General features: G+C 73.7%; 15 protein-coding genes. 5 read left to right on the top strand and 10 right to left on the bottom strand.

Annotation, left to right across the window (positions count from 1 at the left end):
- Nucleotides 1–186: 186 nt before the first annotated feature.
- The 4 genes from ACIQUT_RS26940 to ACIQUT_RS26925 form a co-directional block, all read right to left on the bottom strand.
- Nucleotides 187–2,607 carry a [protein-PII] uridylyltransferase gene (locus ACIQUT_RS26940; protein WP_403566377.1) on the bottom strand — a complete coding sequence of 807 codons (2,421 nt, stop codon included), beginning with the start codon at nucleotides 2,605–2,607 and terminating at the stop codon, nucleotides 187–189.
- Between the two features lie 16 nt (nucleotides 2,608–2,623).
- Entirely contained in the window at nucleotides 2,624–2,962 is a 339-nt protein-coding gene (locus tag ACIQUT_RS26935) for a P-II family nitrogen regulator (protein WP_360628390.1), read from the bottom strand.
- On the bottom strand, nucleotides 2,959–4,305 hold the full coding sequence (locus ACIQUT_RS26930; protein ID WP_403566376.1) for an ammonium transporter: 1,347 nt from the start codon (nucleotides 4,303–4,305) through the stop codon (nucleotides 2,959–2,961). Before ACIQUT_RS26930 ends, ACIQUT_RS26935 begins: the two co-directional genes overlap by 4 nt.
- Nucleotides 4,306–4,625: 320 nt before the next feature.
- Nucleotides 4,626–6,131 carry a hypothetical protein gene (locus tag ACIQUT_RS26925; protein ID WP_403566374.1) on the bottom strand — a complete coding sequence of 502 codons (1,506 nt, stop codon included), beginning with the start codon at nucleotides 6,129–6,131 and terminating at the stop codon, nucleotides 4,626–4,628.
- Nucleotides 6,132–6,525: 394 nt separating this feature from the next.
- Here ACIQUT_RS26925 and ACIQUT_RS26920 point away from each other — a divergent pair, with 394 nt between their 5' ends.
- On the top strand, nucleotides 6,526–7,194 hold the full coding sequence (locus ACIQUT_RS26920; RefSeq protein ID WP_403566372.1) for a bifunctional DNA primase/polymerase: 669 nt from the start codon (nucleotides 6,526–6,528) through the stop codon (nucleotides 7,192–7,194).
- Nucleotides 7,195–7,317: 123 nt separating this feature from the next.
- On the opposite strand, the gene ftsY is transcribed toward ACIQUT_RS26920, so the two are convergent.
- Complete coding sequence (gene ftsY, locus ACIQUT_RS26915; protein ID WP_403566371.1) at nucleotides 7,318–8,544, bottom strand: signal recognition particle-docking protein FtsY; 1,227 nt, start codon at nucleotides 8,542–8,544, stop codon at nucleotides 7,318–7,320.
- A gap of 179 nt (nucleotides 8,545–8,723) precedes the next feature.
- On the opposite strand from ftsY, the gene ACIQUT_RS26910 reads away from it, so the two are divergent.
- Both ACIQUT_RS26910 and ACIQUT_RS26905 read left to right on the top strand, forming a co-directional pair.
- Nucleotides 8,724–10,193, top strand: coding sequence for a cytosine permease (locus ACIQUT_RS26910; protein ID WP_403566370.1), 1,470 nt, complete (start codon nucleotides 8,724–8,726; stop codon nucleotides 10,191–10,193).
- 134 nt (nucleotides 10,194–10,327) lie between these two features.
- Nucleotides 10,328–11,314, top strand: a complete 987-nt coding sequence (locus tag ACIQUT_RS26905) for an LLM class flavin-dependent oxidoreductase (protein ID WP_403566369.1) — start codon at nucleotides 10,328–10,330, stop codon at nucleotides 11,312–11,314.
- Between the two features lie 50 nt (nucleotides 11,315–11,364).
- Here ACIQUT_RS26905 and ACIQUT_RS26900 read toward each other — a convergent pair whose 3' ends face one another.
- The 4 genes from ACIQUT_RS26900 to ACIQUT_RS26885 all read right to left on the bottom strand — a co-directional run bounded on the left by ACIQUT_RS26900 (nucleotide 11,365) and on the right by ACIQUT_RS26885 (nucleotide 17,784).
- Nucleotides 11,365–12,804: a sugar porter family MFS transporter gene (locus ACIQUT_RS26900; RefSeq protein WP_403566367.1), complete on the bottom strand. Its 1,440-nt coding sequence runs from the start codon at nucleotides 12,802–12,804 to the stop codon at nucleotides 11,365–11,367.
- A gap of 233 nt (nucleotides 12,805–13,037) precedes the next feature.
- Nucleotides 13,038–16,784 (bottom strand): AAA family ATPase, encoded by a 3,747-nt coding sequence (locus tag ACIQUT_RS26895; protein ID WP_403566366.1) that lies wholly within the window; start codon nucleotides 16,782–16,784, stop codon nucleotides 13,038–13,040.
- Between the two features lie 154 nt (nucleotides 16,785–16,938).
- Entirely contained in the window at nucleotides 16,939–17,154 is a 216-nt protein-coding gene (locus ACIQUT_RS26890) for a hypothetical protein (RefSeq protein ID WP_030162422.1), read from the bottom strand.
- 348 nt (nucleotides 17,155–17,502) lie between these two features.
- Entirely contained in the window at nucleotides 17,503–17,784 is a 282-nt protein-coding gene (locus ACIQUT_RS26885) for an acylphosphatase (RefSeq protein WP_361095212.1), read from the bottom strand.
- A gap of 134 nt (nucleotides 17,785–17,918) precedes the next feature.
- Between ACIQUT_RS26885 and ACIQUT_RS26880 the strand changes: the two genes are divergently transcribed.
- Together ACIQUT_RS26880 and ACIQUT_RS26875 are read left to right on the top strand one after the other, a co-directional pair.
- Nucleotides 17,919–18,893 (top strand): CAP domain-containing protein, encoded by a 975-nt coding sequence (locus tag ACIQUT_RS26880; RefSeq protein ID WP_403566364.1) that lies wholly within the window; start codon nucleotides 17,919–17,921, stop codon nucleotides 18,891–18,893.
- Nucleotides 18,894–18,979: 86 nt separating this feature from the next.
- The gene (locus tag ACIQUT_RS26875) at nucleotides 18,980–19,360 is read left to right on the top strand and encodes a helix-turn-helix domain-containing protein (protein WP_179172568.1); all 381 of its coding nucleotides are present in this window, start codon (nucleotides 18,980–18,982) and stop codon (nucleotides 19,358–19,360) included.
- On the opposite strand, the gene mutM is transcribed toward ACIQUT_RS26875, so the two are convergent.
- Nucleotides 19,333–20,193, bottom strand: coding sequence for a bifunctional DNA-formamidopyrimidine glycosylase/DNA-(apurinic or apyrimidinic site) lyase (mutM, locus tag ACIQUT_RS26870; protein ID WP_403566362.1), 861 nt, complete (start codon nucleotides 20,191–20,193; stop codon nucleotides 19,333–19,335). The genes ACIQUT_RS26875 and mutM overlap by 28 nt on opposite strands.
- Nucleotides 20,194–20,211: the final 18 nt, after the last annotated feature.

The raw sequence follows: 20,211 nt of genomic DNA, 5'->3' as shown, positions 1-20,211 counted from the left end.
GAGGCGGGGCCGGGGAATGGCTCCGCGCAGCGGCGGGCCAGCAGCCGACGACAGCCGCTCCGACGGTGGCGGCTGCGGCTGCGACGGGGCGGCTCCGACGACGGCGGAACTCCCCGGCGGCTGCGGCGGCCGCAGCAGCGGCGGCTCCGGCGGTGACGGCGGCTGCGGCTGCGGCTGCGGCTGCGGTTAGGACAGGGCGGCGGCGAGGCCCTCCGCCACCGTGGCCGCGTCGGCGGGGTCGAGGGGCTTGCCCTCGACCGTGGTGACGTACAGGGAGTCCACGGCGTTCGCGCCCAGCGTCGAGACGTGCGCGCTGCGGACGCGGACGCCCGCCCCCTCCAGGGCCCGCCCGATGCGGTGCAGCAGCCCCACGGCGTCGGGGGCCCGCACCTCCAGGACGGTGGCGAGCGCGGACACGTCCGGGACCACGGTGACCCGGGGTGGCGGCGGGACCACCCCGCGCCGCCGCGGGTAGGCCGCTTCCCGGTCGGCGAGCTTCGCGGAGACGTCGAGGGAGCCGTCCAGGGCCCGGACGAGGTCGGCGCGGAGCCGTGCGGCCTCGGGCAGGGAGCCGTACTCGGCGGCGACCCGCCAGTGGAGCACGAGGGCTTCGCCGAGGTGGTCGGGGAGTTCCAGTGCGCGCAGGTCGGCGGCGCGGACGGTGAGCCGGTGCAGGGCGAGGACGCCGGCGACGGCGGGCAGGACGCCCGGCTGGTCGGGGACGGCGACGGCCAGTTCCACTCCGACGGCGTCCTCCTCGTGGCGGGTGTGCAGGGCGAGGACGGGTTCCCCGGTCCGCAGGGCCTCCACCGCGAGGCGTTCTTCCTCGGCGGAGGGTGCCGGGTCGGGTTGTCCGGGGACGGGGGCCCCGCCGAGGACGGCTGCGACCCGCCGGACGAGGTCGGCGACCAGGGAGGCGCGCCAGGCCGACCAGGCGGCGGGGCCGGTGGCGAGCGCGTCGGCCTCGGTGAGGGCGTGGAGGAGTTCCAGGGTGCCGGGGGTGCCGACGGCTTCGGCGACAAAGCGGACGGTGGCGGGGTCGTCGAGGTCGCGCCGGGTGGCGGTCTCGGCCAGCAGCAGGTGGTGGCGGACCAGGGTGGCCAGGACGTCGGCGTCGGCGGGGCCGAAGCCGACGCGGACGGCCGTGTCGCGGGTGATGGTCTCGCCGACGGCGGAGTGGTCGCCGGGCCAGCCCTTGCCGATGTCGTGGAGCAGGGCGGCCATGAGCAGCAGGTCGGGGCGGCCGACGCGGCGGGTCATGGCGGAGGCGCGGACGGCGGTCTCCACGAGGTGCCGGTCGACGGTCCAGGTGTGGACGGGGTTGCGCTGGGGGCGGCAGCGGACCCGTTCCCAGTCGGGCAGGAGCGCGGAGATGATGCCCTCGGCTTCCAGGGCCTCCCAGACGCCGACGGTCGGTTCCCCCGCTCCGAGCAGGGTGAGGAGCTGTTCGCGGGCTTCGGCGGGCCAGGGCACGGGCAGCGGGCGGCTCTGGGCGGCGAGGCGGCGTACGGCGTGCGGGGAGACCGGCAGCCCGGCCTGGGCGGCGGCGGCGCCGAGGCGCAGGGCGAGGACCGGGTCGCGTTCGGGGCGGGCGACGAGGGCGAGTACGGCTTCGCCGTCGGATTCGACGACGCCCTCGGCGAGCGGGGCCCGTTCGGGGGTGGCGGCGCGGGTGCCGAGGAGTCCGCGCAGCCGGGGCCGGGCGGCGCGGGCGCGCAGGACGCGGCCGACTTCGCGCCAGGTGACGTCGGCGGCGTAGGCGACGGTGCGGGCGGCCTCGTAGACCTCGCGGAGCAGCGCGTCCGCGTCGAGCAGGCCGAGGCGGGCGGCGACCTGGTCCTGTTCCTGGAGGGCGAGCCGGTCGCCGGCGCGGCCGGTGACGAGGTGGAGGGCGTCGCGGGCGTCGAGGAGCCGGCGGCGGGCGTCGGCGAGTCCCTCGCGGGGGGCGTCGGCGAGCCAGGAGGCGGCGACGGCGCGCAGGGCGGTGACGTCGCGGAGGCCGCCGCGGGCCTCTTTGAGGTCGGGTTCGAGGAGGAAGCGGAGTTCGCCGGCCCGGTCGGCCCGTTCGCGGCACATGGCGTGCAGCTGGGGGAGGCGTTTGGGGGCGTGGTTGCGCCAGTCGGCGAGGACGGAGGTGCGCAGGCCGGTGAGGAGGCCGAGGTCGCCGGCGACGGGGCGGGCGTCGAGCAGTCCGAGGTGGACCTTGAGGTCGTCGGCGGCGGTCTTGCGGGCTTCGCCGGGGGTGCGGACGGAGTGGTCGAGGGAGAGGCCGAGGTCCCAGACGGGGTACCAGAGGCGGTCGGCGAGGCGGGCCAGGTCGGCGGGGGCGGCCTTGCCGTCGTGGAGCAGGAGCAGGTCGAGGTCGCTGCGCGGGGAGAGTTCGCCGCGTCCGTAGCCGCCGACGGCGACGAGGGCGGCGCCGCGTACGCCGGTCTCCCGCGCGGCGGTGGTGAACAGGGCGTTCAGCCAGTCGTCGGTCAGCCCGGCCAGCGCGGAACGCCGCGAGGGCCCGGACCGCGGCTCCTCCTGGAGGAGCCGCAGCCGGGCCGCGGCGTAGCCGCTGGGTCCGGGGTCGGAGGGGCCTGTGGTCTCTTCGACGCTCGTCACCCAGGTTCTCCCGTCGCTAGAGCGCTTCGGCGCCGCGCTCGCCGGTGCGGACGCGGATGAGGGCGTCCACGGGGACGCTCCACACCTTGCCGTCACCGATCTTGCCGGTGCGGGCGCCGTTCACCAGGATTTCCATGACCGACTCGGCGTCGTCGTCCTCGACGACGACCTCGATGCGGATCTTCGGTACGAGGTCCACGGTGTACTCGGCACCGCGGTAGACCTCGGTGTGGCCGCGCTGGCGGCCGTAGCCGCTGGCCTCGGAGACGGTCAGGCCCTGCACTCCGTACCGCTGGAGGGCGTCCTTGATCTCGTCCAGCCGGTGCGGCTTGACGATCGCGGTGATCAGCTTCATGCGTCAACCTTCTTGCTCGCGGCGGCGGGGGCGGCGGTGTGGGCGGTGCTCCGGACGGAGGTGCCGCCGCCGGCCCCGCTGAAGTCGTAGGCGGTCTCGGCGTGCTCGACCTGGTCGATGCCGGAGACCTCGTCGTCCTCGGTGACCCGCATCCCCATCGTCTTGTCGAGGAGGAGGGCGAGCGCGGCGGACGCGACGAGAGAGTAGGCGAGGACGGAGAAGACGCCCACGGCCTGCTTGCCGAGCTGTTCGAGGCCGCCGCCGTAGAAGAGGCCGGCCGCGTCGGACTGGACGCCGCCGGTGGCGAAGAAGCCGACGAGGAGGGAGCCGACGATGCCGCCGACGAGGTGGACGCCGACGACGTCGAGGGAGTCGTCGTAGCCGAACTTGTACTTGAGGCCGACGGCCATGGCGCACAGCAGGCCGGCGATGGCGCCGATGGCGATCGCGCCGAGCGGGGAGCAGGAGCCGCCGGCGGGGGTGATGGCGACGAGGCCGGCGACCGCGCCGGAGGCGGCGCCGAGGGTGGTGAAGGAGCCGTGGCGCAGCTTCTCGTAGGCGAGCCAGGCGAGCATGGCGGCGGCGGTGGCGACCTGGGTGTTGACGAACATCACGGCGCCGACACCGTCGTCGTTGCCGAGCCAGGAGCCGGCGTTGAAGCCGAACCAGCCGAACCACAGCAGGCCGGCGCCGAGCATGACGAGGGGGAGGCTGTGCGGGCGCATCGGGTCCTTCTTGAAGCCGACGCGCTTGCCGATGACGAGGATGACGGCGAGGGCGGCGGCGCCCGCGTTGATGTGGACGGCGGTGCCGCCCGCGAAGTCGATCACGCCGAGGTCGAAGAGCCAGCCGCCGGGGGCCCAGACCCAGTGGGCGACGGGGAAGTAGACGAGGGTGGCCCACAGGGCGGTGAACAGGGCCCAGGCGCTGAACTTGACGCGGTCGGCGAGGGCGCCGCTGATCAGGGCGGGGGTGATGACGGCGAACATGAGCTGGAAGACGGCGAAGACGTAGACGGGGATGGTGTAGCCGTCCCACAGTTCGGTGATGCCGATGCCGCTGAGGCCGACGTAGTCGGAGGACCAGCCGATGACTCCGCCGGTGTCGGCGCCGAAGGCGATGCTGAAGCCGTAGAGGACCCACAGGATCGTGACGATCCCGAGGCTGATGAAGCTCATCATCAGCATGTTGAGGCTGCTCTTGACGCGGACCATGCCCCCGTAGAAGAAGGCGAGGCCCGGGGTCATCAGCATGACCAGGGCGGAGCAGATGAGCATGAACCCGGTGTTCGCGGCGGAGAGCGTCGGGGCGTCTGCCGCGAGGGTCGTGATGGCTGCTGCCATCGGCGTCTCCTCGTCGTCGGTACGTTCGCGTGCGGGCGATCGTGGAACGTGCAGCGGCGCAGGGGGTGGGCCGGGGGTGGGCCCGGATCCTGAGGGCTGGCCGGTTAATGGCCATGAGATTCGCGCAGGCCGGTTTCCGGCGGCGCCGCTCGATGTTTCGCGCCCGTGACGAAGAGGTCGGACGTGTTACGCGTCCATGAACGCGTGGTTCAAGGGGGCCGGCCGCGGCAGCACCCGGGAGTCCTGGCTGGGGGAGCCTGATCGGGCTTCACGGGGTGTCTGCCGCGGCCGGGGCCTCGGGGGGCGGCCGGGTGGGGCCGTCAGACGGCCTCCGCGGCCTCGGGGAGGCGGGCGGCGAGGTGGTCGGTGAGCCGGACCACGTCGGCGACGTCGCCGTACTCACGGGCGGCGGTGTCGACGGTCTTCCGCAGCCGGGTGTTCACCCTTTCGGACCGAATCTTTCCGGCCACTTCGAGGGCCCGGTCGACGAGGACGACGGCCTGCTCGGGCTCGCGCTGGAGCAGGTGCACCGTGGCCATGCCGATGAGGTTGAGGGCGTAGGAGCGCTGGTGCACCTCGTCCTTGCCGAAGAGTTCGACGGCCCGTTCCATGACCGGTTCGGCGAGGGAGGCGTACATGGGGCTGCGGCCGGCGACGTAGGCGAGGTCGCGGTAGGAGTGGGAGTTCTCGCCGTTGAGCTCGGCCTCGGTGAAGAAGCGGATCCAGTCGGGCTCGGGCTCGGCGGCGAAGGCGATGTCGCCGAAGGTGTCCTCGGCCATGCGGACGGCCCGCTTGCAGCGGCTGGGCTGGCCCATGTTGGCGTAGGCGCGGGCCTCCATCGCATACAGCATGGCCTGGGTGCGGGGGCCGGCGCAGTCGCGGCTGCCGTACTGGGCGAGGTGGATGAGCTCCAGGGCGTCCTCGGGGCGGCCGAGGTGGATCATCTGGCGGCTCATGTTGGAGAGGATGTACGAGCCGAGGGGCTTGTCCCCGGCTTCCTTGGCGGCGTGCAGCGCGAGGACGAAGTACTTCTGCGCGGTGGGGTGCAGGCCGACGTCGTAGCTCATCCAGCCGGCGAGTTCGGCGAGTTCGGCGGCGACCTTGAACAGCCGCCGCATGACGGGGGCCGGGTGGGTCTCCTGGAGCAGGTCGGTGACCTCGTGGAGCTGGCCCACGACGGCCTTGCGGCGCAGTCCGCCGCCGCACTGGGCGTCCCACTGGCGGAACATCACGGTGGTGGATTCGAGGAGGTCGAGTTCCGGTCCGGACAGCCGGGGCGGGCGGTGGCCGCTCAGTGCGCCGCCGGAGCCGGGCTCGCGGGCGGCCGGGTCGGCGGCCGGGGCCGGGACGAGCCAGCGCTGCATGGGCTCGATGAGGGCGGGGCCGGCGGAGAGGGCGAGCGAGGTCCCGAGGAAGCCGCGGCGGGCGAGCATCAGGTCGCTGCGGGAGAACTCGCCGAGCAGTTCGACGGTCTGCGGGCCGGCCCAGGGCAGGTCCACGCCGGAGACGGAGGGGGTCTGGTGGGCGGTGCGCAGGCCGAGCTGCTCGATGGCGACGACCGAGCCGAACCGTTCGGAGAACAGCTCGGACAGGATGCGCGGGACGGGTTCGCGGGGTTGTTCGCCGTCGAGCCAGCGGCGCACCCGGGAGGTGTCCGTGCTGATGTGGTGGGCGCCCATCTGCCGGGCGCGCCGGTTCACCTGGCGGGCGAGTTCGCCCTTGGACCAGCCGCTGCGCACGAACCAGGAAGTCAGCTGTTCGTTGCGGGCGACCGGGCCCGGGAGGTCCGGTTCTCCGCTCGTTCCGCTTGCGCCGTTGCCGCTCACTGGAACGCCCCCATCCGCTCAGTCTGTTCTCACGAAACCCTGGCCGGGGCGGCGGGCGCCGCCGGGGACCTTCACAGGTCCTTCACGCCTTGCCTCCGGCATAACCACATCCGGGTCCGCCGTTCGGGTTCGTGCACCGAAAGTAATCCTACGATCACCCCCGGGGCGAGCCCGATCGTTGAAACGCCACCATTCGCCACCCCTTCGTTCGGAGAAGCCACCCGCCAGGCGCGATTCACTGGGCAGCGAGCCAAAAGTGATCGGTTGGACGGGAGTGCGCTCGGGGCGCGCGCGGCGAGGAGTGCGCCGGGCGTACCGCCGGAAACCGGGCTCGGCCCGCACCCGCCGACGTCGTAACCACCGGCGCATCCAACCCGTTGGAGGGGGCATGGGCATGGGCTTCACGATCGGCAGCAGCCGCAGCACCAAGGAATTCCGCTCCGGCGCCCGGCGCCGCGGGCGGACGTCGGAGTGCACGGCGGTGGCGGAGTACACCGGACTGTGGGGCTGGGACGCGGTCCCCGGCGCCCGGGCCGCGGCACCCGCCCGCGCCTGCTCCTGCGGCCGCACGGACTGCCCCGCGCCGGGCGCGCACCCCCTGCCGCTCGCCCCCACCGTCAGAGCGGGCGCCACCCTGGACGAGGTCACCGCGGCCTGGGGCGAGTACCCGGGCGCGGCGGTCCTGCTGCCGGTGGGCCGCGGCTTCGACGTCATCGAGGTGTCGGAGGAGGCCGGACGCCGGGCGCTGGTCCGGCTGGAGCGGATGGGCCTGCCGCTCGGGCCGGTCACCGCGACCCCGGACGGCCGGGCCCAGTTCTTCGTGGCCCCCGGCGCGGCGGCCGGCCTTCCGCAGCTGCTCTACCGGATGGGCTGGGACGACGCCGACCTGGACCTGCGCGCCCTGGGGCAGGGCTCCTTCGTGACCGCTCCGCCGTCCGACTACGCCGGCCTCGGCCCCGTCGGCTGGCTGCGCCCGCCCGCCCTCGACTCCGCAGACGGCCCGCCGCAGGCCCGGCTCCTGCTGGGCACGCTCGCGTACATCTGCCACCGGCTGCGGCGGTAGCCCCGCGGCCGTGCCCGGCCGGCCCGCCGGGCCCGCCGTACCGGCCGCGCCCGCTCCCGGCGCGAACGGCAGCGCCCCCGCGTTCCGGGCGGAACGCGGGGGCGTCGGCGTGCGTACGGGGGCTCAGTCGCCGATCAGGGCGTCGACGAAGGCCTCCGGCTCGAAGGGCGCCAGGTCGTCCGGACCCTCGCCGAGGCCGACGAGCTTGACCGGGACGCCGAGCTCGCGCTGCACGGCGACGACGATGCCGCCCTTGGCGGTGCCGTCGAGCTTGGTGAGCACGATGCCGGTGATGTCCACGACCTCGGCGAAGACGCGGGCCTGGGTGAGGCCGTTCTGCCCGGTGGTCGCGTCGAGGACGAGCAGGACCTCGTCCAGCGGGCCGTGCTTCTCCACGACGCGCTTGACCTTGCCGAGCTCGTCCATGAGGCCGGTCTTGGTGTGCAGGCGGCCGGCGGTGTCGATGAGCACCACGTCGGCGCTCTCGGCGATGCCCTCCTTGACCGCGTCGAAGGCGATCGAGGCGGGGTCGCCGCCCTCGGGGCCGCGCACGGTGCGCGCACCGACCCGCTCGCCCCAGGTCTGGAGCTGGTCCGCGGCGGCGGCGCGGAAGGTGTCGGCCGCGCCGAGCACGACGCTGCGGCCGTCGGCGACGAGGACGCGGGCGAGCTTGCCGGTGGTGGTGGTCTTGCCGGTGCCGTTGACGCCGACGACCATCACCACGCCGGGGGTGTCGGTGCCGCTCTCCGTCTTCACGGCGCGGTCGAGGTCGGTGCCGATCAGGGTCAGCAGCTCCTCGCGCAGCAGGGCGCGCAGATCGGCCGGGGTGCGGGTGCCGAGGACCCGCACCCGCTCGCGGAGCCGGTCGACCAGCTCCTGGGTGGGGACGACACCGACGTCGGCGATGAGGAGGGTCTCCTCGATCTCCTCCCAGGTGTCCTCGTCGAGGTGCTCGCGGGACAGCAGCGTGAGCAGCCCCTTGCCGAGGGAGTTCTGCGAGCGCGCGAGCCGTGCGCGGAGCCGGACCAGGCGGCCGGCGGTGGGCTCGGGCACCTCGATCTCGGGGGCGGGGGGAGCGGTCTGGGCCGGGACGACCGGCGCCTCGGGGGCCGCAGGGGCCGCCGCCTCCGCCTCGGGGAGTACGACCTCCTCGATCGTGCGGCGCGGCTCTTCCGCCGTCGTGGCGGCGTCCTCCCCCACCTGCGGTTCGGCGGGCGGGGCAGTGATGGTCGGCGTGCTCGGCGGCGCCGGGGGCGGCAGCTGCTTCTTCTTGCGGCTGCCGACCACGAGCCCGCCGGCCACGACGACCGCGACCAGGGCGATGAGTAGAGCAATGATGAGGATGTCCATAGCGAAACTCAGTATGCGTGACCCGGTCGCCGGGCCCGGGGCATCCCGGCTCGGGCCGCGGCTGCGCCGCGGCCGCGTCCGGCCCGTCCCCGTCTCCGGCCATCCGCCGCCGTTTGTACCTTTCAGGCGAAAACGACGATGATGGGTGACTCTCTGCACATCACCCCATCGGAGCACGTATGCCTGCCGAGTCCGCCGACGGCGCGATAGAGACCCGCGGTCTGGAACCCGTACCCGACGAGGAGCGCACCGGCCGGGTCCGCGAGCTCTTCCCCACCTGGGTCGCCGCCAACATCAGCGTGCTGCTGCTGACCATGGGCGCCGGGCTGGTGATCTCCAACGGGCTGAACATCTGGCAGGTGCTGGTCGTCGCGGTGACCGCCCCCGTCGTCTCGTACGGGCTCGTGGGCCTGATCTCGATCGCCGGCCGGCGCGGCGGCGCGCCCGGCATGGCGCTGTCGCGGGCGGTGTTCGGGCAGCGCGGCAACCTCTTCCCCGGGACGCTGATCTGGATCGCCCGCTGGGGCTGGGAGACGATCAACGCGGTCAGCGGCGCGTTCGCCCTGCTGACGGTGCTGGACCTGCTGTTCGGCGTGCAGAAGAACACCGCGCTGATCGTGGTCACCCTGCTGCTGTTCGTCGGCTGCACCTTCCTGGTGTCCGGGCTCGGCATCAGCGCGCTGCGCGTCTGCTCGACCTGGTCGACGTACCTGTTCGGCGCGTTCAGCCTGCTGGTGCTGGGCTGGCTGGTCGCCGGGACCGACTGGTCCGCGGTGTTCGGCAAGCCGGCGGGCTCCACCGCGATGATGGTCGCGGGCATCGGCACCATCGCCGCCGGCGGCATCAGCTGGGTGCCGTCCGGCCCGGACTTCACCCGCTACCTGCCGCGCACGGCCTCCACCAGGGGGGTGGTCGGCACCACCGTCGGCGGTGCGGCCGTCGTCGTCATCCCGATGGTGCTGATGGGCGCGGTCATGGCGGTCGGGACGCCGGACCTGGCCTCCGCGCAGGACCCGGTCTCCTTCATCGGGCGCCTGCTGCCCGCCTGGATCGCGGTCCCGTACCTGCTGATCGCGCTGGTCGGCATGCTGCTGATCAACTCGATGTCGATGTACTCGGCCGGGTTCACCGCGCAGACCCTCGGCATCAAGGTGCCGCGCGCGGCCGCGGTCAGCGTCAACGCGGCGATCAGCCTGGTCTTCGGCTTCCTGCTGATGGTCGTCGCCACCAGCTTCTTCGGCTCGTTCATCTCCTTCCTGACGCTGCTGGCGGTGGCCTTCTCCGCGTGGATCGGCGTCTTCGGCGTGGACATGCTGCGCCGGACGTCCTACGACGGGGCCGCGCTGCTGGACACCTCGCGCACCAGCGCCTACTGGTACCGGGGCGGGTACGCCTGGCAGGCCATGGCGGCGTGGGGTGCGGCCCTCGCGGTGGGGCTGCTCTTCACGCGGGTCGACTGGTTCGCGGGTCCCCTCGCCGACACCTGGATCGGCGCGAACGGCCTGGGCTGGGCGGCCGGCATCCTCACCTCCGGCGCGCTGTACGCCGTACTGCCGCGCACCCCGCAGGCGGAGCCGGCGGCCGCGGACGGCGAGCGGCCGGAGGCGGAGGCCGGGCGGCCGGAGCGGACGGCGTCCCTGTCCGGCTGACCCGCCCCTCCCCCGGACCCGCCCCTCCCCCGCATACGGCCCTCTCCCGGACACGGCCCTGTCCAACTGACGGCCGGTCAGCTACCGTCCCCCTTCGCCCGCTCACCCGCATCCGGCGAAGGGGGACCTTCCTCATGCCCGTCACCGTGGCCCGGTTCAACCTCGTCGATCCGCACGGCACCCCCGGGAGCCTGTCCGCCCGCTACCGGGCCGCCCTGGAGATGGCGCGGTACGCGGACGGCCGCGGCGTCGACACCGTCCAGACCGAGGAGCACCACGGCACGGACAACAACTGGCTGCCCTCGCCGTTCGCCTTCGCGGGCGCGGTCCTCGGCGCCACCCGGCGGATCTCCGTCACCGTCTCGGCGGTCATCGGCCCGCTGCACGACCCGCTGCGGCTGGCCGAGGACATCGCCGTCCTGGACCTGCTGAGCGGCGGCCGGCTCGTCACCGTCGCGGGGATCGGCTACCGGCCCGAGGAGTACGAGCAGCACGGCGTCGACTGGGGCCGGCGCGGCCGGCTCCAGGACGAGCTGCTGGAAACGCTGCTCGCGGCATGGACGGGCGAGCCGTTCCGCTTCCGCGGCCGCACGGTGCGGGTGACCCCGGCGCCGTTCACCCGGCCGCACCCGGTGCTGCTGGTCGGGGGCAGCTCGCGGGCCGCGGCGCGCCGCGCGGCCCGGTTCGGGCTGCCGTTCTTCCCGAGCGCGCACCTGCCGGAGCTCCAGGCGTACTACACGGCGCGGCTGGCGGAGTACGGCACGGAGGGCTTCTGCCTGATGCCGGCGGCCGAGACGCCGCTGCTGCACATCGCCGCGGACCCGGACCGGGTGTGGGCGGAGTACGGCGGCTGCTTCCTGCACGAGGCGGGCACGTACGCGTCCTGGCAGTCGAAGGAGATCCGCAGCGCGGTGCGGTCGCGCGCGCGGACGGTGGAGGAGCTGCGCGCGGAGGGCGTGTACCGGGTGCTGACCCCGGACGAGGCGGTCGCGTACGCCCGGGCGGCGGGCGGGGCGGGGAACCTGGTGCTGCACCCGCTGTGCGGCGGGATGCCGCCGGACGAGGGCTGGCGCAGCCTGCACCTGCTGTGCGAACAGGTGCTGCCCCGGCTCAGGGACTGAGCCGGGGCAGCACCCGGTGCGAGAGGAGTGGGGGTTGTTGGCGGGGGTGGTTACCCCATCTCCTCCAACGCCTTGCCCTTCGTCTCCGGCACCCACTTGAGGACGAACGGAATCGAGAGCAGGGCGAAGCCGGTGTAGATCATGTAGGCGCCGGACAGGTTCCAGTCCGACAGCGTCGGGAAGGTGACGGTGACGAGCCAGTTGGCGACCCACTGGGCGGCCGCGGCGACGCCGAGCGCCGCGGCGCGGATCCGGTTGGGGAACATCTCGCCGAGGAGCACCCACACCACCACGCCCCAGGAGAGGGCGAAGAAGAGCACGAAGGAGTGGGCGGCGAGGAGGGCGACGGTGCCCTGGGTCTCCGGGATGGAGATCTCGCCGCCGGTCTCGGTCTTGTACGAGAACGCCCAGGCGGCGGCTCCGAGGGAGACGGCCATGCCGGCCGAGCCGATCAGGGCGAGGGGCCGGCGGCCGATCCGGTCGACGAAGACCATGGCGATCACGGTGCCGACGATGTTGATGATCGACGTGGTGAACGAGTAGAAGAACGAGCTGCTCGGGTCGATGCCGACGGACTGCCACAGCGAGGAGCTGTAGTAGAAGATCACGTTGATGCCGACGAGCTGCTGGAAGACCGACAGGCCGATGCCGACCCAGACGATGGGCAGCAGGCCGAAGCGGCCGCCGAGGAGGTCCTTGAAGGTGGACTTGTGCTCGGAGCGCATGGCGCGGTCGATCTCGGCCACACGCACGTCGGTGTCGATGCCGGAGCCCTCGACCTCGGTGAGGACCTTCTTGGCCTGCTCGGTGCGGCCCACCGAGATCAGGAACCGCGGGGACTCGGGGATGGCGAAGGACAGCAGGCCGTAGAGCAGGGCCGGGATGACCATCACGCCCAGCATCCACTGCCAGGCTTCGAGCCCGCCGAGCTCTCCGCGCTGCTCGCCGCCGGCCATGTTGAGGATGCCCCAGTTGACGAGCTGGGAGATGGCGATGCCGATGACGATGGCGGCCTGCTGGAAGGAGGCCAGCCGGCCCCGGTACGCCGCCGGAGAGACCTCGGCGATGTAGGCCGGGCCGATGACGGAGGCCATGCCGATGGCGAAGCCGCCGATGACCCGCCACACGGCCAGGTCCCACAGGGCGAACGGCAGGGCCGAGCCGATCGCGCTGGCGGCGAACAGGACCGACGCGATCTGCATGCACCGGATGCGGCCGATCCGGTCGGCGATCCGGCCCGCGGTGGCCGCGCCGATCGCGCAGCCGATCAGCGCGGCGGCGATCACCTGTGCCAGCGCCTCGGAGCCGATGTCGAACCGGTCCCGGATCGCCTCGACGGCGCCGTTGATCACGGCGCTGTCGTAGCCGAAGAGGAAGCCGCCCATCGCGGCGGCGGCGGTGATGAAGACGACGTGCCCGAGGTGGTCGGGGCGGGCGGCGCGCCCGCTGCTCGCGGGCGGCGGCGGCGCTGCGCTCCTGCTGCTGCTCAAGGTGTGCTCCTGCGTGCCCGGCTGCGGCGGCGGGCGGGTGTGGGTGGGGTGGTGCTACCAGTGGCGCACAGCCGAAGATCCGGCACCACTCGAATGGATAGGGCGGCGGAGCGAGCTTATGTGTTCAGTTCTTGAAGTCAATAGCGCGAGAGGAACTCCACGGCAGGGAGGATGTCCCGAGATAGCGCGAGAGCCCAGAGGGCAGGACATTCACTTCTTGAAGTGAAGGGGAGTCAGCGCAGCCGCTGGCTGATCACCTTGGAGACACCGTCGCCCTGCATGGATACGCCGTAGAGGGCATCGGCGACCTCCATCGTCCGCTTCTGGTGCGTGATGACGATCAGCTGCGAGCTCTCCTGGAGCTCCTGCATGATCCGGATCAGCCGCTGGAGGTTGGTGTCGTCGAGCGCCGCCTCGACCTCGTCCATCACGTAGAACGGGCTCGGCCGGGCCTTGAAGATGGACACCAGCAGGGCGACCGCGGTCAGCGACCGCTCGCCGCCGGAGAGCAGCGACAGCCGCTTGACCTTCTTGCCCGGCGGCCGGGCCTCCACGTCGACGCCCGTGGTCAACATGTTGTCGGGGTCGGTGAGGACGAGCCGGCCCTCGCCGCCGGGGAACAGCCGCGCGAAGACCCCCTCGAACTCCCGGGCGGTGTCCCGGTAGGCCTCGGTGAAGACCTGCTGCACGCGCTCGTCGACCTCGCGAACCACCTGGAGCAGGTCGGCGCGGGTCTTGCGGAGGTCTTCGAGCTGCTCGCTGAGGAACCTGTGGCGCTCCTCCAGCGCCGCGAACTCCTCCAGTGCGAGCGGGTTCACCTTGCCGAGCTGCTGGTGGGCGCGCTCGGCGGCCTTCAGCCGCTTCTCCTGCTGTGCGCGGACGTACGGCCCGGGCCGGTTGCGGGGGTGCTCCGGGTCCGCGGGAAGCTCCTCCCCCTCCGCGGGCGGGCTCGGCGGCACCGGCTGGTCGGGCCCGTACTCGGCGACGAGGGCCGCGGACTCGACCCCGAACTCCTCCAGGGCCCGGCCCTCCACCTGCTCGATGCGCAGCCGCTTCTCGGCCCCGAGGACCTCCCCGCGGTGGACGGAGTCGGTGAGCTTGTCCAGTTCGCCCTTGAGGTCCCGGCCGCGGCCCCGCGCCTCGGCGAGCTCCCGCTCGCGCAGCGCCTTCGCCTGCTCGGCGGCGGCACGCTCCTGCTCGGCGCGGCCCAGGGAGACGTCGAGGTGCGCGAGGAGCTGGCGGGCGCCGTCGGCGACGGCCCGGGCCACCCCCGCCTCGTACTGCAGCCGCCGGCGGCGGCGCTCGGCCCGCGCCCGCGCCTCGCGCTCGGCGCGGGCGCCGCGGTCGAGGGCGTCGGCCCGGCCGGCCAGGCCCTTGACCCGCTCCTCGTGGGTACGCAGCTGGAGGCGGGCCTCCATCTCGGTCTGCCGGGCATTGGCCCCGTCGGCGGCGAGCCGGTCGCGCACGGCGGTGTCCGGCTCCTGCTCCACCGGCATCGCCTCGGCGGCGGCGAGCCGTTCGGCGCACTCCTCCACCTCGGCCAGCGCCTGCTCCAGCGCCTCCTGCGCCTTGGCCGCCGCGGCCGCCGTACGCTCCGCCTCACCCGCGGCGCCCTTGGCCTGCCCGGCGAGCCGCCCGAGCTGCTGGGCCACCCCGGCCCGGGCCTGCTCCGCGGCACGGCGCCGCTCACCGGCCTCCTCGACCCGGGCCGCGAGCCCGCGGCGCAGCTCCCGCGCGGCCTCCTGGGCCTCGCCGAGCTCCTTGCACTGCCCGTCCAGCCGGTCCAGCTCGGCGGCCGCCTCGTCGACGGCCGCCTGCACCTCGATCAGGCTGGGGGCGGCCGCGGAACCGCCGTGCGCGTGGTGCGCCCCGAGCACGTCGCCGTCGAGGGTGACGGCCACGGCGTCGGGCTGCGCCGCAACCAGCGCCTCGGCCTCCTCCAGCGTCGGGACGACGACGTACTCCCGCAGCACCCGCGCCACGGCCCGCACCAGCCCGGGCTCCCCCCGCACCACCTCGGCCACGGGCGTCCCCGGCCCACCGGCGGTCCGGCCGCCGGGCGCGTCCACGGCGGGCGCCGAAAAGGCGGCATCCGAGGCCGGCGCAGCCGCAGCCGCGTCCGGACCCGGAATCCCCGGCATTCCCAGCGTCCCCGGCATCCCCGGCATCCCCGGCGTCCCCGGCATCCCGCCACCGGGTCCATCCGGCGGGGGCGCCTCAGCAGCCGCGCCCGAAGCAGGGGTGGCCCGGTCCGGGGCGGCGGCCGGGGCGGGGGTGATCAGGAAGGCGGCGCGGCCTGCGTCCGATGCGCGGAGGTGGCGGATGGCTTCGGCGGCGGCGCCCGGCGAGGCCACCGCCACGGCGTCCGCCGCGGCGCCGAGGGCCGCGGCGACGGCGGCCTCGTGGCCCGGGGTCACCGTCAGCCGTTCCGCGGCCGGGCCGAGGAGTCCGGCCAGCCGCTCCTTCGCGGCGAGCACCGCCCCGGTGCCGTCCTTGCGGCGCAGCCCGAGCGCCAGCGCGTCCCGGCGGGCCGCGACCGCCGCCCGGGAGCGCTCGGCGGCGGTGGCCGCGTCCCGTGCCGCCGCCAGGGCGGTCTCCGCGGCCGCCAGCTCCGCCCTCGCGGCCTCGTACGCGCCGTCCTCCTCCGGCTCGTCGAGCCCGCCGACCTCCTCGGCCAGCGCCTCGTACTCCGCCTGCGCGGCACCCGCCCGCTGCTCCGCCTCCTCGCGGGCCGCCACCAGCCGGTCGATCCCGGCCTGCGCCGCCCCGGCCCGGGACCGGGCCGCGCCCAGCCGCCCCGTCAGCCGGGCCAGGTTCTCGCGCCGGTCGGCGAGGGCCCGCGCCGCGTCCCGCAGCCGCCGCTCCTCCTCGGCGAGGGCCCGCTCCAGCTCGGCGCGGTGCTCGACCGTGTCCTCCAGGGCGCGGGAGGCCGCCTCCAGAGCCGCCGTCAGCTCCGCCTCCTGCTCGCGGATCCGCGCCGCCTCGCGCTCCATGTCCTCGGGGTCGCGGCCGCGCCGCTCCTCCTCGGCGGGAGCGGTGGCCGACGTGACCCGGGCCTCGGCCAGGGACACCGTGCCGCGCACCCGTTCGGCCAACTGCGAGAGCTCGTACCAGGTCTGCTGCGCCCGCTGGAGCCGCGGCGTGAGCCGGCTCACCGTTTCCTCCAGCTCCGCCTCCCGCCGCAGCGCCTCGGCGAGCTGGGCCTCGGCGGCCTCCTTGCGTTCCTTCAGCGCCGCCTCGTCGGCGATCTCCGCAGCCAGGGCGGTGCGCAGCGCGACGAGGTCGTCGGCGAGCAGCCGCAGCCGGGCGTCCCGCAGGTCGGCCTGGATCACGGCCGCCCGCCGGGCCACCGCGGCCTGCCGCCCCAACGGTTTGAGCTGGCGGCGCAGCTCGTCGGTGAGGTCCTGGACGCGCGCCAGGTTGGCCTGCATCGCGTCCAGTTTCCGCAGCGCCTTCTCCTTGCGCTTGCGGTGTTTGAGGACGCCGGCCGCCTCCTCGATGAAGGCGCGGCGGCCGCCCGGGTCGGCGTGCAGGACGGAGTCCAGCTGGCCCTGGCCGACGATGACGTGCATCTCGCGGCCGATGCCGGAGTCGGAGAGCAGTTCCTGGATGTCGAGCAGCCGGCAGGTGTCGCCGTTGATCTGGTATTCGCTGCTGCCGCCGCGGAACATGATCCGGGTGATGGTGACCTCGGCGTAGTCGATCGGCAGGGCGCCGTCGGAATTGTCGATGGTCAGCGAGACCTCGGCGCGCCCGAGCGGCGGCCGCCCGGTCGTCCCGGCGAAGATGACGTCCTCCATCTTCCCGCCGCGCAGGGACTTGGCGCCCTGCTCCCCCATGACCCAGGACAGCGCGTCCACCACGTTGGACTTTCCGGAGCCGTTGGGGCCCACCACGCAGGTGATGCCGGGCTCGAAACGCAGGGTGGTGGCGGACGCGAAGGACTTGAAGCCTCGCAGGGTCAGGGACTTGAGGTGCACGCCGCCGGACTCTACCTGTCGCTTTCGGTTTCACCCATGAAGGTGCAGGGCACAAGTGACGTCAAGGAATTCGGCTCCGCAAAAGAAAGAAGGGACGCCGAAGCGTCCCTTGCAGATCGTGCGGGGCTGGAATCGAGCGACGAGTGAGCGCGGATCAGGTGAGCGCAGGCTCCGCCTGGGGTACGTCGATGTCGATGCGGTCCAGCAGCGAGTCTCCGTGCTGAGCGGCGGCCGCGTTCAGCGCGTCGTTTTCGGACTGAATCCGTACGAGCTCGGACTCAAGGTCCTGGACGCGCTGCTGAAGCCGTCGCATCTCGGCGAGGAGTCGCGGGTCGGAACCGCCGACGTAACCGAGAAGCGCCTTTGCCATGATGGATGGTCCTCCACACTGAGTGACCGACCGAAGCGGTGTGGGTCGTGAGGGAATCGCACCCGCGGATGTCCGACAGCGACGGCCAGTCACTGCGCTTACTACTCCATCACTGCCAAACAGCTCAGGTGCGCGGGGCTTCCAGCGTCTCACCAAAAAGTTTGACGGTCAACACGATCACGCCCCGTATCGGCGGGCCGCCCGGCTCTCCCAAGGGGCGTGGAGATCGTCCGCACCTTCGAGCGTTCCACGGTTCCGCGCCTCCGGCAACGCGCGCAGGACGAACGCGCAGATCCGGCACGGTGTGCGAGGTCCGGAGATGTGATCAGTACATGGTCATCCGAGCGCTCACCTGATCGCGAAGTCGTCGTAACCGCCGCGCGGGGTCCCCCAGATTTCCGTCACCCCGTCGACCCTCCCGGGCGTGTCGGCGGAGCGCAGCCAGTCGAGCAGCCGGTGGCAATTCTCACGTTGACCTTCGGCCACCACCTGCACTCGACCGTCGTCGAGGTTGAGCGCGAAGCCGACGAGCCCGCCGATCTCCAGCGCATTGGCCCTGGTGAACCAGCGGAAGCCCACGCGCTGTACACGGCCGCGCACCCAGGCGGTCAGGCGGACATCTTCGTTCATGCGTGAACGCTAACCGGGAGGTCGATCACGGAGGGCATCGCCCCCGGGCACCGGGACGGTACAGTCACGCAGCAATGAACTCACCCATTTGGGTGCACAAAGGATGATCTTGGACTTGTAGGAAGGCAGGACCGATGGGTCGCCACCGACTTCCCGCGGCGCCGCACCGCGTCGACAGGCGCCGCACCGCCGCGCACGCCGGCCTGCTGGGTGGCGCCGTGGCCGTGGTCCTGGCCACGGCCGCCGTCACCACCGGCGTGGTACCGGTGGGCTCCTCCTTCCCCTACGTGGGGGTCACCGCGGCCGGCTCCGCGGCCGACCGCACGGAGGCGAGGCCCGCGGGCACCGCCGGGGCCGTCGCCCCGGTCGAGCAGCAGGGTGGCCTCGCCAACCTGTCCGGCCGCACCCCCGACACGGCCACCGCCTCGCCGTCCGGCTCCCCCTCGCCGTCGGCCTCCCCCTCGCCGTCGGCCTCGCCGAGCACGTCCGCCTCTCCTTCCCCGTCCGCATCGGCCCCGGCGCCGGAGAAGAGCGCCGCTCCGAAGCAGGCCGCTCCCCAGCCGGACGCGCCCAAGCCGGACGCGCCCAAGCCGGACGCGCCCAAGCCGGCCGCTCCGCAGCAGCCCGCGCCCCAGCCCGTCGCCCCGAAGCCGGCCGCCCCGAAGCCGGCCGCGCCCAAGCCGGCCGCACCCAAGCCGCCCGCCGCCCCGGCGCGCACACCCGACGACGGCCACTCCGCGGAGGAGGCCGCCGTGGTGACGCTGGTCAACCAGGTGCGGGCACAGGCCGGCTGCGGTCCGGTACGGGCAAACCCGCCGCTCGCGGCGCTGGCCGGGGCGTTCAGCAAGGACATGGCCCTCCGCGGCTTCTTCGACCACACCGACCCCGACGGCAACACGCCGTGGAACCGGGCCGCGAACGCGGGCATCTCCGGCATCGGCGGCGAGAACATAGCCCGCGGCCAGGGCGACGCCCAGGCCGCGATGAACGCGTGGATGAACAGCCCCGGCCACAAGGCCAACATCCTCAACTGCGAGTTCCGCACCCTCGGCGTCGGCGTGTACCTCGCGGCCGGCGGACCCTGGTGGACCCAGGACTTCGGCTTCTGAGCGGCGGCCGGCCGCACGGCGGCCGGGCGCTTACCGCACGACAGCGCAACCTGTCCGCAAGCGCTGCGCGCGGTTAAGCTGGCCGCATGGAGACGACAGCACTGCCGTTCGACGCCTTCGCCCGGGCCTGCCCGTCCCGGGAGACCCTGGAGCACGTCACCGGCCGCTGGGGCAGCCTCACGGTCGGCGCCCTGCGCGACGGCTCCTGCCGTTTCAACGAGCTGCGCCGCAAGGTGGACGGCGTCAGCGAGAAGATGCTGTCGCAGACCCTCCAGGCGCTGGAGCGCGACGGCATCGTCCACCGGGAGGCGCAGCCCACCAACCCGCCGCGCGTCGACTACGAGTTGACGCCGCTCGGCATCGAGGTGGCCGACCGGCTGCTGGCCCTCATCCACTTCCTGGAGGGCAGCATGCCGCAGGTGCTGACCGCCCGGGAGTCCTACGACGCCACGCGCGGCGGCCGCTGACAGCGCGGGCAGAAGTAGCTGGACCGGTTCATCCAGGGGCGCCGCCGTATCGCGGTGCCGCAGCGCCGGCAGGGCTCGTCCTCGCGCCCGTAGGCGTCCAGCGAGCGGTCGAAGTAGCCCGACTCGCCGTTCACGTTGACGTAGAGGCTGTCGAAGCTGGTACCGCCGACGGCGAGGGCCGCGTTCATCACGTCCCGGACGTGGCCGAGGAGTTCCGTGCTCCGCGGGCGCGTGAGGGCGGCCGTGGCTCGCTCGTAGTGCAGCCGGGACCGCCACAGGGCCTCGTCGGCGTAGATGTTGCCGACCCCGCTGATCAGGGACTGGTCGAGCAGGGCCCGCTTGACGGTGGTCCGCTTGGCCCGCAGCGCGCGGTGGTAGGCGTCCTCGTCGAAGAGGGGGTCCAGCGGGTCCCGGGCGATGTGCGCGATGACGTCGGGCAGCCCGTCGGCCGTGGTGTCGTGGAGGGAGAGCCCGCCGAAGGTGCGCTGGTCGACGAAGCGGAGCTCGGTGCCCGCACCGTCCTTGAAGCGGAGGCGGATGCGCAGGTGCTTCTCGTCGGGGGCGTCCTCGGGCTGCACCAGCAGCTGCCCGCTCATGCCGAGGTGGCCGAGGACCGACAGGTCCCGCCCCTCCAGAGGCAGCCACAAGTACTTCCCGCGCCGCTGCGGCACGCCGATGGTCCGGCCGGCCAGCCGCGCCGCGAAGTCGGCCCCGCCCGCCGGGTGCCGGCGCACGGCGCGCGGGTGCAGCACCTCGACGGCGTCGACGGTCCGCCCGGCCACCCAGCGCTCCAGGCCCCGCCGCACCACTTCGACCTCGGGCAGCTCGGGCACGGTGTTCCTCCGGTGGGG

It is taken from the genome of Streptomyces sp. NPDC090445, assembly GCF_044769385.1.
Classification (GTDB): domain Bacteria; phylum Actinomycetota; class Actinomycetes; order Streptomycetales; family Streptomycetaceae; genus Streptomyces.
The sequence above is the reverse complement of the archived record's forward strand: the minus strand, read 5'-3'. Positions and strand labels throughout refer to the sequence as shown.